Below are 14283 nucleotides of genomic sequence, written 5' to 3'. Positions count from 1 at the left end.
GTCTGGCCGAACACACCCGGCCCTCCCTGCGCAACGATTTTAACGTCTGCTTCGCGTTCTCCCTGGTGCGCCGGGCTGTCTGGCCACCATCACGAGCGCGACACGCCAGGGCATCGCCACCCGCTTGATATCAGCGTCGGGCTATCAGGACCGCGCGACTTGACCGTGCGTGCATCGATCGTTCGTCCGCGCAACTAAGTCACGCTGCGTTGACACACGCCCGTCGCATCCCACTGCCAACGATCCGTAACGGTCGCGAAACGACCCTCATGCGGCAGCAGGGACGCGCGGAAATGTTATTTGCCCGACGTTGCAAGGGGAAATGCTGCGGCAAACTAAAACGACGGGCAGTTTGCCCATGGCAGGCTTGCGGTCACGTCCATCCCGCTCGGCTTTACGGTGAGCCCGGCCATCCCCGTCCTTGTTTGCTTAAAAGGAAGACGTGGATGCCCGGGACAAGCCCGGGCATGACGGAGTAGTTAGTTCGCGATCACCGCGCCCTGATGACGGGCGTGACGCCGAATAGCACGTCCGCCGTTGCTCTGGCCGATGGGCGCTGCGAGCAATGCAAGCCGATGGACGGCTCATGCACCTTCGAACTTGAACGACACGTTGAGCTTGGCCCGATAGGCTTCCACTTCCCCCTTCGCGTCGAGCTGCATGTCCAGCTTGACGACTTCCGCGACGCGGAGGTCTCGGAGTGTTTTCGCCGCCTGTTCGACCGCATTCGCGGCCGCCTTTTCCCAGGATTCACCGCTGGTACCGATCAGCTCGATGACTTTGTAGACGCTGTCAGACATGTCGTTCTCCTGTTCGGTATGAAGCAGGAAGCAGGAGCTTCCTGCCACAACCGAGCGTAGCATCACGACATCAACACGGGAAGCGCTCGGCAGAGTATTGATCCCGATGTTCACCCAGCCTTTCAGGGCAGGATTTCCTATTCTCAGATGCGATCGCGGCCCTCTACGCCGGGAACTTCTCGACTGACGACCTGAGGGCCATGGGCAGGCGCTCGGCGAAGAGATCGCAACCAGATGGTCGACGAGCCGCGCAAGAAAGGTCTGGATCTCTGAGCTGCGCCAGAGCCGGGCGCTGCTGAGCCGGCATCTTACGCCGTTCGATCGGTTATACTCCGCCCAACTTGCAGATGTGCTTCCATTCCTCCGGCGTCACCGGCTGCACCGACAGGCGCGACTGCTTGACCAGGGCCATCTCACTGAGCGTCTTGTCGGTCTTGATCGCGGCGAGCGTCACCGGGGTCTTGAACGCCTTGTGCGCCTTGATGTCGACGCAGACGAATTTGCCGGTCTTGTCGGTCGGGTCGGGATAGGCTTCCTTGATGATCTCGGCGATGCCGACGATCTCCTTCCCCTCGTTGGAATGATAGTAGAAGGCGAGGTCGCCCTTCTTCATCGCCACCAGGTTCTGCCGCGCCGTGTAGTTGCGCACGCCGGTCCAGGCCTCCCCCTTCGCGCCCTTCTCCACCTGCTGGTCCCACGACCATACCGAGGGTTCGGATTTCACCAGCCAGTAGTTCATGATGCAGTTCTCTTTCCATTCATCGTGGCCGGGCAAAAGTGCGAAGCACGTCTGTCAAAGGCCCCGGCCATCCACGTCTCACCGCCAGCTCTATTATCTTAGACGTGGATGCCCGCGACAAGCGCGGGCATGACGGCGGAGGTGGCTGCGCGACCGGTAGCGCCGCGCCTACACCGCTCACTCCTCCGCCTTGAACGGGCGCAGCATCAGCGCCTCGATCGCAGCGTCGATCGTGACGCTGCCGGCGAGAATGGCGGCCACGGCCAGCGCGACCGGCATCTCGACGCCGCGCGAGGTGGCGAGCTCGACCAGCACGGGCGCGGTGTATTGTCCCTCGGCGAGCTTGCCCGCCGGCAGCGGCTCGCCGCGGCCGAGCGCGAGGCCGGCGGCGAAGTTGCGCGACTGCGGGCCGGCGCAGGTGAGGATGAGGTCGCCGAGGCCGGACAGGCCGGTCAAGGTCTCGCTGCGCGCGCCATAGGCGCGGCCGAGCCGGACCAGCTCGGCGAAACCGCGCGTGGTCAGCGCCGCCAGGGCCGAGGCGCCGAGCTGCCGTCCGGCGACGATGCCGGCGGCGATCGCCAGCACGTTCTTGGCGGCGCCGCCGATCTCGACGCCGCGCACGTCGGTCGCGTGATAGGGCCGGAAGGTCGGCGAGCCCAGCGCCTGCACCAGCGCCGCCGCAAGCGGCTCGTCGCGGGCGGCGAGCGTCACCGCCGTGGGCAGGCCGCGCGCGACATCGTCGGCGAAGCTCGGGCCGGACAGGATGGCGGGGATCGCGTTCGGCGCCGCCTCGGCGATGACCTCGGTCATGAATTTGTGGGTGCCGTACTCGATGCCCTTGGCGCAGGCGATGAGCGGTGTGCCAGGCCGAAGCAGCGGCGCGAGGTGCATGACCGCGCCGCGCAGGTGCTGCGCGGGAACGACGATGAGAACGGCGTCGGCGCGGGCGGCCCGGGCGAGATCGGCGGTGACGGCGATGCTGTCGGCGAGCGGAATGCCGGGCAGGCGCGGATTCTCGCGCGCGCTGGCGATGCGCGCGGCGTGGTCGGCATCGCGGGCGTACAGCGTGACGTCACGGCCGGCGCGTGCCGCGACGGCGGCGAGCGCGGTGCCCCACGCCCCGGCGCCGATGATGCTGATGGTTTGGAAACTGATCATGCGCGGCAACCGTCGCTGCGCTCCCTCTCCCCTTGTGGGGGAGGGCTGGGGAGGGGGGTGCCACGGGCGAGAGCGTTCGTGGGGCTACGCCCACCCCCGACCCCTCCCCGCCTAGCGAAGCTCCGCTTCGCGCGGGGGGAGGGGGGCGCACCGAGTTTGCCGCGCCAGCTTGCGCTATGGCGTACAAGAGAACGAGCCAATGGATGGCGCGTGCTCGGCGCAGCCAGCAACTCTGCCACGGTCAAAACCCCGCGCGCGTATTCGCGAACTTGCCCGGCACGCTGGCATTGGCATCCAGCAGCCAGCGGGCGCGCGGGGCGGCGTCCATGCCGTCGACCATGCCGAGCGCGAGCCGCTCCAGTCCGGCCCAGGCAATCATCGCACCGTTGTCGGTACACAGCGCCGGCGGCGGCATGATCAGGCGGGTGCCGCCGGCTTGCGCGACATCGTCGAGCGCGCCACGGATCGCCTGGTTGGCGGCGACGCCGCCGGCGGCGACCAGCGCGGTTGGCGCACCGAAGCGCTGCTTGAACAGATCGAGGCCGACGCGCAGACGGTCGGCGGTCGACTCCAGCACCGCCGCCTGGAAGCTGGCGCAGAGGTCGGCGACATCCTGGTCGGCGATGCTCTCCAGGCGGCCGATCTCGTTGCGCACCGCGGTCTTCAATCCCGACAGCGAGAAATTCGCATCGCTGCGGCCTAGCATCGGACGCGGAAACGCGAAGCGCTTGGCGTCGCCGGTGCGCGCGGCCTGCTCGACTTCAGGTCCGCCGGGATAGGGCAGGCCCAGCATCTTGGCGACCTTGTCGAACGCCTCGCCCATGGCGTCGTCGACGGTGGTGCCGAGCCTGATGTAGTCGCCGACGCCGGCGACCGCGACGATCTGGGTGTGGCCGCCGGAGGCCAGGAACAGGCAATAGGGGAAGTCGATTGCATCGGTGAGGCGCGGCGTCAGCGCATGCGCCTCGAGATGGTTGACCGCGATCAGCGGGGTATTGTGGACGAGAGCAATCGCCTTGGCGGTGGTGAGGCCGACGATGACGCCGCCGATCAGTCCTGGGCCGGCCGCCGCGGCGACGCCACCGAGCGCGGCATAGTCGATGCCGGCTTCGCGCATCGCTGCGTCGATGAGATGGTCGAGCATGTCGACATGGGCGCGCGCCGCGATCTCGGGAACCACGCCGCCATAGATGGCGTGCTCGTCGGTCTGCGAGCGCACGACGTTGGACAGGATCTGCCCCTTGCCGTCCGAATCACGCGCCACCACGGCGGCGGCGGTCTCGTCGCAGGTGGTTTCGATGCCCAGCACGAGCGTTTGCGATTCGTTACCCAATCTCAACCCTTTTGGTCATTATGAGTGCGCAGAACCGCCTAACACCACGAGGTCGCCAGGTGCAATCACCCGTCCGTTGCAGCCCGGCCGATCCGTATTCGACGGGAGCATAGCACATGGCCGTGCTGGTGACCCGTCCCGCCCCCGACAATGAACGCACCGCCGCGGCTTTGCGCGCGCGCGGCTTCGACGTGCTGCTGGCGCCGATGCTGCGCTTCGAGCCGGTCGCGCTGCCGCCTGACGCCGGCCGCGACGCCGCCGGACTGATCGTGACGTCATCGAACGCGCTGCGCGCGGCCGCGCCGCAGCTCGGAGCGTCCGCCTTGCTGCGCCTGCCGCTGTTCGCGGTCGGCGACCAGACCGCGGCGGCCGCACGCGACGCCGGCTTCACGCAGGTGATCTCGGCCGCGGGCGATGCGACGGCGTTGCGCGACCTGATCGCCAATGGCGGCGTCGTCGACGCCGGGGCCACCCTGCTCTATCTTGCGGGCGCCGACATCTCGCGCGATCTCGCCTCCGAGCTCGCCGCGCGCGGCTACGACGTGGTCACGCAGACCGTCTACCGGATGGCACAGGTGACCAGCCTGCCACGCGAGGTCTGCGACGCGTTCGCGGCAAACGCGATTCGCGCGGTGCTGCATTATTCGCGGCGGAGCGCGGCGGCGTTCGTGGCGGCCATCCGGGCCGACGGCGTCGAAATCTCGGCGCTGGCGGTGCCGCATGCCTGCCTGTCGGCCAATGTCGCCGAGGTTCTTCGAGAGGCTGGCGCGACCCAGGTCACAATCGCGGCGCATCCGGATGAAAACGACATGCTGGAGGGCCTGACCCGTGCGCTACGGTCGTGAATGGCGTAAGAGGGCCTGCTCAATCTTGCCTCAGCCAGGGAACTTCCACCATGGTCGATGAACCCGACACCGCTGCACCGGCCTCCGACACCGGGCGGCCGAAACGGCCACCGCCGACCATCGACCTGGAGCCGACCTCGCGCGAGGAGCGCCCGTCGGCCAGCGAGAGCGCGGCCGAGCGGCCGACTGCCTCGCCATGGTCCGCGCCGGCCGAAGCCTTGGCCGAGGGGTCGTCGGGCGCGGCGAGCCAGTCGCATCCGCATGCCGCCGGTGACACCGAACCGGAATCTGCTGCCAGCGAGACGCCCGAGGAGACCGTCGCCGCGGCCGAGCCGCCGCGCGCCGACCTTCCTCCGCCCCCGCCCCCCCGCCCGGTCTCGCCCTGGATCATCGCGCCATTCTCCGGCGCGGCCGCGGCCGCGCTGGTGATCGGCGTCGGCTGGATGCTGGGCTGGCCGCAGGTCGTATCGCCGTCGGCCGTCTCACCGCAGGCGTCCGCCGTCGACGCGCTCGCCACCCGCGTCGCCGGGCTGGAGCAGCGCATCGGCAAGCCGGATGGCGCCGTGACCGGGCGGCTCGATGCCGCCGACAAGGCGATTGCAGCGCTGCGCAACGATATCGCCGGCCTGCGCGCGCAGTCCGACAAGACGGTGGCCGCGCTCAACGACGTCAGGGCGCAGCCGCGCGACGGCTCCGCGCCGGCCCCCGCACCCGAGCCGGTCGATCTCTCCGGCCTGACCGCCCGCATCGATGCGCTGGAGCAGGCGAGCAAGAGCCAGAGCGCGGCGCTGGCGCAGGAGAGCCGCAAGATCACCGAGGCCGCGGCTGCCAAGCCCACCGACGACGCGCCGCTGCGCCGTGTGGTCGCCGCGACCCTGCTCGACGTCGCCGTGCGTCACGGCGATCCCTATGGAGCGGCGCTGACCACCGCCAGATCGCTGGCGCCCGACGCGGCCGCGCTGAGGCCGCTGGAGGCGTTTGCCACCACCGGCGTGCCCAGCCCCGCGGCGCTGAGCCGCGAGCTGCTCACCATCGTGCCGAAGCTCTCGCCGCCGGCACCGGAGAGCACCACGGGAACCTCGATCCTCAGCAAGCTCTCGGCCGGCGCCTCGAGCCTGGTCAAGGTCGAGCGCACCGACGGCGCCGGCACCGATCGCGGCGCGGTGGTGGCACGGATCACCGCGGCGGCGCTGCGCAACGATTTCGCCGAGGCGCGCCGCGAGCTGAAGGGTCTCTCGCCGGAGGATCGCGCTCCCGCCAATGACTGGCTCGCACGTGCCGACGCCCGCGACGCCGCGCTGTCGACCGCCCGCAAATTCGCCGACGACGCGATGACCGCGCTCGCCAAACCCGCGCAATAGGACGCCCAAGGACGCACATGTTCCGGATCGTCATCTTCCTCATCCTGGTCGGGCTCGCCGCGGCGGGCTCGGCCTGGGTCGCCGAGCAGACCGGCGACGTCGTCTTGAATTGGGGTCCGTGGCGGATCGCCATGACCTTGCCGGTGTTCGTGCTTGCGCTCGGCCTGACCATCGCCGCCTGCGTGCTGGTCTGGAACCTGTTCAGCGCGCTGCTGCGGGCGCCCGGCCGCATCCGCAAGGCGCATCGCGCCCGCCGGCATCAGCGCGGCCGGCACGCCATCACCCACGGCCTGCTGGCGATCGGCCATGGCGATTCGACCGCGGCGCGCCAGCACGCCGACACCGCCAGGCGGCTGGCCGGCGACGATCCGCTGACGCTTCTCCTGCACGCCCAGGCGGCGCAGCTCGAAGGCGACCGCGACGGCGCCCGGCGCGCCTTCCGCGCCATGGCCGAGCGTCACGATACCCGCCTGCTCGGCCTGCGCGGCCTGTTCATCGAGGCGCAGCGCGCCGACGACGCCTATGCCGCCGTCATGATCGCCGACGAGGCGCTCAAGCTGGCGCCCAACGCCACCTGGGCCTCGCATGCCGTGCTCGGCTTCCGTTGCGCCGAGGCCGACTGGGACGGTGCGCTGGCGATCCTCGACAGCAACTACACCGCGGGGATGATCGACAAGCCGACCTACCGCCGCCAGCGCGGCGTGCTGCTGACGGCGCGCGCGCTGGCGCTGGAGACCGCGGATCGCGACCTGTCGCGCACGAGCGCGATGGAGGCGGTGAAGCTGGCGCCGACACTGGTGCCGGCCGCGGTGCTGGCGGCGAAGTTCGAGAGCGAGGCGCATCAGGTGCGGCGCGCGATGAAGATCATCGAGGCGGCCTGGGCGGCCGGCCCGCATCCGGATCTCGCCGACGCCTACGCCCATGTGCGGCTCGGCGATTCCGCAACCCAGCGGCTGGCGCGGGTGGAGAACCTGGCCGCGCGCACGCCCGACCATGTCGAGGGCGCGCTCGCGGTGGCGCGCGCGGCGATCGACGCCGCCGAGTACGGCCGCGCCCGCGCGGCGCTGGCGCCGTTCACCGACGATCCGACCCAGCGCGTGGCGATGCTGATGGCCGAGCTTGAGCGCGCCGAGCATGGCGATGCCGGCAAGGCGCGCGAATGGGCGCTGCGCGCGGTGCGCGCCCGCCACGACCCGGCCTGGACCGCGGACGGCTATGTCAGCGATCGCTGGCAGCCGATCTCGCCGGTCACCGGCCGGCTCGACGCCTTCCAGTGGCAGACGCCGGTGGCGAGCCTGCCCTCGGAGCGCAGCAGCGTGATCGAAAGCTCGGCCTTCGCCGAGGCCGTGCTGGCCCCGCCGGCCCGTCCGGCCGCCGCCGAAGCCGTGATCGAGCCGCCGCGCGAACCCGCGAGCGAGCCGGTGGTGATCACGCCGGCCGTGCAGGACAACGAGCCGCCGCGGCCGGTGGTCGCCACCGAGCCCGAGCAGGCCGAACAACCGGTCGAGGAGGCCGTGGACAAGCCTGTCGACAAGGCGGTGGATATCCCTGTGGACACGGCTGAGGACGGCAAGCTGATCGAAGCCACCGCCGTCGCGGTTGAGCCGGCGCCGCCGTTGCAGGCCGCGGGACCCGCCGAGACCGAAGCCGAGCCGGAAACGGAGGCCGAGCCGGACGCGGTGGCCGCCAAGCCGGCCGAGACCGCGGCGACCGCGCCGACGCCGCTGTTCCGCACCCGCAACGATCTCGCCCGGCCGGCGGAGACGCCGATCCAGGCGATCGTCCCGATCATGCGGCCGCCGGACGATCCCGGCGTCGACGACGACGATCAGCCCCGCGACGAGTTCGCCGAGCAGATCGCCCCCAAGGCGCAGGCCGGCGGCTGGCGCGGGTTCTGGTCGCGGTTCGGCGGCTGAGGGCCGTCAGGCCGTCCGGCTGTTCCCGGCCACACCGGTTCGATTCCGGGCCGCGGCGGCGCGCGTTGTCCTTGCCAACGGGCCGTCCGCCCGATATCAGGAGCGCGTCCGCGTCGTCCGGCCCGTGCCGGGCGCTCGCCGCTATGGTTCGCCGCAATAGCTCAGCTGGTAGAGCACGTCATTCGTAATGACGGGGTCGGGGGTTCGAGTCCCTCTTGCGGCACCACGCTTCGCCCTTCGGGCTACGCGTGGCGCAGCCAGGCCGTAGCCCGTAGGGCGAAGCGTGCCCGGCGTAGCCCCTTGGCGAAGCCGGGCGTTTGAGCCCCCCGGTGCTGCCGCTAAGCCCGCTTTCTGATCCCAATCCACTCTGTCAAACAGCCTGCCGCTCGTCGCAGCCTTGCTCGCGCCCATGCCACCGCAGCCTCGCGGCCGGTTCGGCCCGAGTTCTGCTGCAATCTGGCGTCCTCTTGAATGAGAGGGCGCGGGGAAGGCCGGGTGCTGGTCGCACCCGCGGTCCGCGTGCAGCAAAAAAGCACGCGGCAGAACCACAGGTACGGCCGAACATCCGGCCTTCCCCGCGCGATGGCTTTACGGCTTATACGCGATCTCCCCGGGGACCGGCTGTCTTGCCCCCGTCGCCCGCTGCGCTCGTCATGAACGCTGCGACCTTGACGCCAGCATCGGGGCGCCAGGACCACGCGACTTCGCCGTCCGCACCTCGTCAGTCGTCGCGCAAAAGCGCCTGACAAAGCCGCGGCCACCGCATCCCCGCCTCACGTGCCGTGACGATCGCGATACGCCCCTCTCGGCGAAGCAGGATGACGGGATAAGACCACTGATTTGGGGCCGGCGTCAAACACATTTTTCTGGTATTCGGAATTTTGGAGGGCACGATTGCGATACGAACCGTAGATGCATCGCCTTCAGTAGGTTGTCCAAGAATTCATGGCCTATGCGACCTGCCCCAAAGGGTCGAGAAATCTCACTGTTGAACGAGCGAACAGCAGACAGAAAGTAGGGAAAACAGGGGGGGGGGGGCTCGTGACCAAGCCGACGAACAACCTATAGCTGCCGACGAGGACCTTTGATAGGCTCGTCAACCGTTATGGATTTTGTCGATCTCAAGAGATATTTCGTTCTCCTTAGAGAAGATCAGGAGGCAGATCTCGACATAGGCCGTCTCTGGGGACCACACGTAAGCGGGTGGCTGTCCTGGGGCGACTTACGGCGCCGCCGACGGGTGATCTTGCTTGCGGAAGCCTATAGCGGCAAGACCGAAGAGTTTCGCCACCAATGTGAAACTCTGAACGCCGATGGTAAGCCCGCCTTCTTTTTGAGGATCGAGGACCTCGACCAAGGTACAGAACAAGCGCTGGACCGGGAGAGCACTGAGCGCTTCCGCGCTTGGTTGACGGCGCCGGGTGAGGCTTGGTTTTTCCTGGATTCTGTTGATGAAGCGCGTCTTAACCGCAAGAATTTCGAGACGGCCTTACGGCGTTTTGCCAAAGATATCGGAGACGCGAGCGAGCGCGCTCACATATACGTATCATGCCGCGTCACAGACTGGCGAGGAGCCGACGACCGCGCATTGTTTCTACGCTACTTGCCCGCATGGAAGAGCCCAGAGTCTGATCATTCGACGCCCGCGGGCAACCTGAGTGGACTCCTGGGCCCAATTTTCGATCAAGAAGAAAGTGCGCAAAGACGCGCTCCCAATCAAAATGAAGAGAACCTGGAAAGCTTGGCGGTTGTTCAGCTTGTTCCACTCTCGGAGGAGCAGTGCGCCGAACTCGCCAAGGCTGCCGCAGTCAAGGATATCGCCGCCTTCACTGCAACGATCAATAGGCAAGGCTTGTCTACCCTCACCGAGAGACCCGGCGATCTACTCGACTTGGCGGACTATTGGAATGCGAACGGCAATTTTGGTCCCTTCGCCAAAATGGTTGAACATAGTGTGCGGCGTAAGCTTGCTGAGCCGAATCCGTTTCGACCGGACAACGAAGCCCTTTCGCAGGAAGACGCATTTTGGGGAGCCGAACGGCTCGCAGCCGCGCTCACGCTGGGCAAGTCGTTCACTCTCCGCGCGCCCGGCAACGAAGCCGATCCGTCGCTCGCAGCTGGCGCGCTGGATCCGGCCCAGATATTGCCAGAATGGACCCCCGCAAAAAGAAACGCGCTTCTCCGACGGGGGCTCTTCGCTCCCGCTACCTATGGCCGCATACGTTTCCACCACCGATCCAGCCAAGAATATCTCACAGCCAAATGGCTGCACAGACTCGTACGGGCCGGTTGCTCTCATGCCGAGATATTCAACCTTATTTTTGCGGAACGGTATGGGGTCGATACCGTCGTCCCCTCCCTGAGGGTTGTCGCCGCTTGGCTGGCACTTTGGCACACGGAAATCCGGCAAGAGCTGACCAACCGCGAGCCCCTCATTCTTCTTGGCTACGGTGATCCGGGTTCTCTGCCCTCAGAAGCCCGCGAGCAAATCCTGTTAGCCTACGCCTCTAAGCAAGCCTCGGGTGAAACGGCCGATGACCGCCTTGAAAATCGCGACCTATGGATGTTCGCCACCGAACAGCTTGCGCCTGCGATTCTAAAAGCGGCGTCCATCAACAAGCGGGACGACTTTCGTTTTGACTTACTTCGTCTCATTCGTGAAGGCGCAATCAAAGGCGCGGTCAGCCTCGCGCGCTCTATTGCGCTTGATCAGAAGGCGAACGACCATCATCGTATCGTTGCCGTGGACGCGCTCGAAGCTTGCGGCGATGAAGCTACAATGGCCAAAATCGCTAGGCGCTTTCTTAAGAGCCCAGCAGCTGCCAGCGCGCGCCTCGCCTCTTCCTTGAGTGCAACATTTTATCCAAAGCATCTCGGCACGCATGATCTACTTAAGATCATCAGGAGCGCCAAATCCGCTGGACCATATTCGAGCGATGGGTTCGGTTACTACCTCAAAGATTTCTATGCCAAAGCGCCGAACAACGCCGCGCGCGCGGCGCTCCTTCGCGGGTTGAGTGACCTGTGCTTGTCAAAACCCTTCATCGATCAATTCCGTCGCACAAGCGCTCGGTACGTCGATCTTACTCGGCACATGGTGGGACTCGCCGATCTTGAGCTTCAGCGGATCCAAGGTGCGGTCCATCCCGACTATGTTATCCGAATGCTGATGGTTGTCGAACGATCCGGCCGCGACGGATCACGAGACGAACCTAAGCAGCGCCTCGCCGAACGGATTCGAGCAAATGCAAGCCTAAACCGCGGCCTCATGTGGGCTGATGTCGCCGAGCAAAGGGCCAACAGCAGCAGGTACGGCGCGGTTACTCGCCATTGGCAAGTTCTTGTCGGGGCAAATTCGCGGCTTTGGGGATTGGCCGAGCGCGATCTGCCATGGCTGTTCGATGATCTCAGAACGAAGCCCGACCTTGAGGACCGGCAGGTTGCTCTGAGTTGCCTTTTTGAGGTTCTCGGTCAATCAGGACAGCTCATCGCGCAAGCGCCTCAGCTACGCGCCGCCACCGGGGCCGAGACCGTACTGCTCGCCGAGCTCGCGGACGCGCTCGCACCCCAGCCCGCCCCGGCGCTCAACCGAACCCACGCCCTTCAGATGGCCTTCTACGATCTTCAGGGCCGGTACCAGCGGGTGAAGGACAAGGAAAGCTGGATTGCCTTTCGTCAGGAGGTTCTCGCCAATCCCAAGCTGCTGCGAGACCCGAAACTTTTATCATCCTGGAGGAAGGGAATCTTCAGGCTCCGAACCCTTCAACGTTGGCTTCAGTACCGTACTGGATCGGACGAAGGCAATGTCGCTCTTCAGTGGCGGCTTCTTGAAGAAGGCTTTAGCCGCGAGGTGGCGGAGGCTTTCCGCGATGGCATGAAGATCCTTTGGCGGCTCGTCAGACCGGTACGCCCCATCAAGAAGCCTGGCGGTACCATAAACATCAAGTGGCCTTCCCTTCTCGCGTTTGCAGCCGTCGGCCTGGAGGCAGCGAACGATGCCGATTGGCCCGCAAATCTCAGCGAAAAAGAAATGGCCCTGGCGGCTCGCCACGGTTGCCGTGCCGAGCAGAGTTATCCGGACTGGATCGACCTTCTAACGATCGCGAGTCCCAAAGCGGTCCTACCCGTGATAAGGGAGCAAATCGAATTCGAATGGTCGGCACCCGGCAATCTTTCGACCACCTTCTTGCATCGCTATGGCGGTGCGGCGACATCCATTCAGAAGCCGGTCCAGCGATTGATTTTCGATGTCATAGTCGCAGCGGAAGCCAGTGCCGCGCATACGATCAACATCGCACAGGGCATAGTCCAGCGACTGGAACTAGATGCGAAGCAAAAAGCTAGGCTTTTCTCCATCGCGCGCAAGCGGTTCGACGGATATGCGAAGGCGGGCAAGAATGACTGGACGCTTTGCTATCTTGGCCTTCTTTTGATCGTGGATCCCGATCAAGGCGTTTCCATCTTGGAAACTTGGCTCAATGCAACACCTGCCGCGGATCGCAAGGCGAGGGCCGAGCAGACCTTTGGCACCCTGTTCGACCGGTACGATGTGCTTGTTGCCGGATCATTCGCAGCAGCATCGACCGAAACGCTCGAACGCCTGCTCCGCGTTGCTTACACCAGCATTCGCCCGAAAGACGACGTCATGCGCGAAGGCACTTACACTCCTGACACGCGCGACCACGCGCAAAATGCACGCGACGCCACTCTCGGCATACTTCTCGCGCGTCCCGGGCCCGACGCCTACTATGCCATGCAAAGGCTTGCCGAAAATTCCGCATTAGCGCTGCGTGCACATCGCTTTCGTGAACTCGCGCGCGGTAAAGCCACACGAGACGCCGAGCTTCCAGCCTGGACTGCCGAGGAAGTCCGCAGTTTCGAAACTACGTTCCTCGCGCCAGCCAAGACGGGAGCCGACCTGCTCCGTATCGTGCTCGGCGTTCTGGCGGACATTCAATGGAGCCTGAGCACGGACGATTTCTCATCGCGCGCCCTGCTAGAACGCGCAAAGGACGAGGAGGAGGTCCAACAATGGCTCGCCGAGCAATTGCATTTCCGCGCAAAAGGCCGCTTCCAAATCACGCGCGAGAGCGAGATCGCCCTTGGCGACAAGCCCGACATTACGGTCTCCTCGACGTCAGCCCCTTATCAGGTCGCGGTAGAGGTTAAGCACGGCGGCAAAGGCTGGACCGGCGCCGAGCTCGAAAACGCCTTACGCGTGCAGCTTGCAGAAGATTACCTCAAGCCCGACTATCGGCGTCATGGCGTTCTCGTCATCACCCACCATTATAGCCGCCACTGGCAGCGACCCAATCAAAGCAAGAAGATCACGTTTGCGGAACTAATTGCATGGCTGTCCAGCATAGCCGTATCAATCAAGCAGAATGCCGTCGGCCCAATAGTCGTCGCCTGTGTCGGGCTAAACGCCTGGAAGGGTGAACCAGCCGCGGCCCCGAAACGGCCGACGGCTGCAGCTCGAACCGGGGCGAAGCGGCGCACGGGGGCTAAGACACCGAAAACTAAAACAAAGAAAGCGTTGAAACGAAAGGCTTCGCGCGGCTCCAAGACCGGCCGAAGTGCAGCGCGTCGGAGAGTCGCTGGCGCTTCGCGCTTGAACCGCCGGCAACGATAGACCACCGCCTAAGCGCGCGCCTAAGCCCGCTATCGAAAATCCCCTTTCCTCCTGAATTGCCTGTCACAAGAATCGCAGATTAGTCGGGTGTTATCCACCGTGTAGCCTTTTGCGACCTCAAATCGGTCAGTGCACTGTCACCGTCATTCCCGTATTTCCCTCGGTGTTCCGTCCGGTCCGTGACCGGTTAAGAATTGCTTAACCCAAATCGCGCCATCGTCCGGCGCGAGCGGCGGGATGAATGCCCGCACTGGCGGCTGGCGGCGATCCGGACGAGCGCGTCCGTCGCGTTCGAATCCCGCAGGTGCCGGTTGCGCTCGGGCGTACGCCAGCGGCAGGGCCGGTGGCGATCAGTATCCAGCGGTCATGGTGGGACGTCTCTCGCGAGGGCACGGCGCCTGTGCGCGTGACGATTCGACCGGCACTGGCGATGCACCGGCTGCCGGCTACGGCGCCGGACCAACGGCCGACGACGCAACGCGAGACAAAGGCGAACCCG

Annotated in this window: 8 protein-coding genes and 1 tRNA gene; 5 read left to right on the top strand and 4 right to left on the bottom strand. The window is 65.9% G+C overall.

Annotation, left to right across the window (positions count from 1 at the left end; translation table 11 throughout):
• Window positions 1-584: 584 nt before the first annotated feature.
• The 4 genes from ACQR1F_RS14430 to tsaD all read right to left on the bottom strand — a co-directional run bounded on the left by ACQR1F_RS14430 (window position 585) and on the right by tsaD (window position 4006).
• Window positions 585-800 (bottom strand): dodecin family protein, encoded by a 216-nt coding sequence (locus ACQR1F_RS14430; protein ID WP_434913330.1) that lies wholly within the window; start codon window positions 798-800, stop codon window positions 585-587.
• A 325-nt stretch (window positions 801-1125) separates the two neighbouring features.
• Entirely contained in the window at window positions 1126-1539 is a 414-nt protein-coding gene (locus tag ACQR1F_RS14425) for an EVE domain-containing protein (RefSeq protein ID WP_315800785.1), read from the bottom strand.
• 177 nt (window positions 1540-1716) lie between these two features.
• A complete protein-coding gene (locus ACQR1F_RS14420; protein ID WP_434913329.1) occupies window positions 1717-2697 on the bottom strand; it encodes an NAD(P)H-dependent glycerol-3-phosphate dehydrogenase in 981 nt (326 codons plus the stop codon).
• A gap of 241 nt (window positions 2698-2938) precedes the next feature.
• Window positions 2939-4006: a tRNA (adenosine(37)-N6)-threonylcarbamoyltransferase complex transferase subunit TsaD gene (gene tsaD, locus ACQR1F_RS14415; protein ID WP_316215475.1), complete on the bottom strand. Its 1068-nt coding sequence runs from the start codon at window positions 4004-4006 to the stop codon at window positions 2939-2941.
• Window positions 4007-4146: 140 nt separating this feature from the next.
• Here tsaD and ACQR1F_RS14410 point away from each other — a divergent pair, with 140 nt between their 5' ends.
• The 5 genes from ACQR1F_RS14410 to ACQR1F_RS14390 all read left to right on the top strand — a co-directional run bounded on the left by ACQR1F_RS14410 (window position 4147) and on the right by ACQR1F_RS14390 (window position 13784).
• Complete coding sequence (locus ACQR1F_RS14410) at window positions 4147-4875, top strand: uroporphyrinogen-III synthase (RefSeq protein ID WP_315800788.1); 729 nt, start codon at window positions 4147-4149, stop codon at window positions 4873-4875.
• A 50-nt stretch (window positions 4876-4925) separates the two neighbouring features.
• Window positions 4926-6236 carry a COG4223 family protein gene (locus ACQR1F_RS14405; RefSeq protein WP_434913328.1) on the top strand — a complete coding sequence of 437 codons (1311 nt, stop codon included), beginning with the start codon at window positions 4926-4928 and terminating at the stop codon, window positions 6234-6236.
• A gap of 17 nt (window positions 6237-6253) precedes the next feature.
• Window positions 6254-8152 carry a heme biosynthesis HemY N-terminal domain-containing protein gene (locus tag ACQR1F_RS14400; protein WP_434913327.1) on the top strand — a complete coding sequence of 633 codons (1899 nt, stop codon included), beginning with the start codon at window positions 6254-6256 and terminating at the stop codon, window positions 8150-8152.
• Window positions 8153-8302: 150 nt separating this feature from the next.
• Window positions 8303-8378, top strand: a tRNA-Thr gene (locus ACQR1F_RS14395).
• Window positions 8379-9398: 1020 nt separating this feature from the next.
• Entirely contained in the window at window positions 9399-13784 is a 4386-nt protein-coding gene (locus tag ACQR1F_RS14390; RefSeq protein ID WP_434913326.1) for a hypothetical protein, read from the top strand.
• Window positions 13785-14283 lie beyond the last annotated feature (499 nt).

The sequence above is a fragment of the Bradyrhizobium sp. HKCCYLS3013 genome, assembly GCF_051167615.1.
Classification (GTDB): Bacteria; Pseudomonadota; Alphaproteobacteria; order Rhizobiales; family Xanthobacteraceae; genus Bradyrhizobium.
Note: the sequence above shows the minus strand (reverse complement) of the source record. Positions and strands in the feature narration are given on the sequence as shown.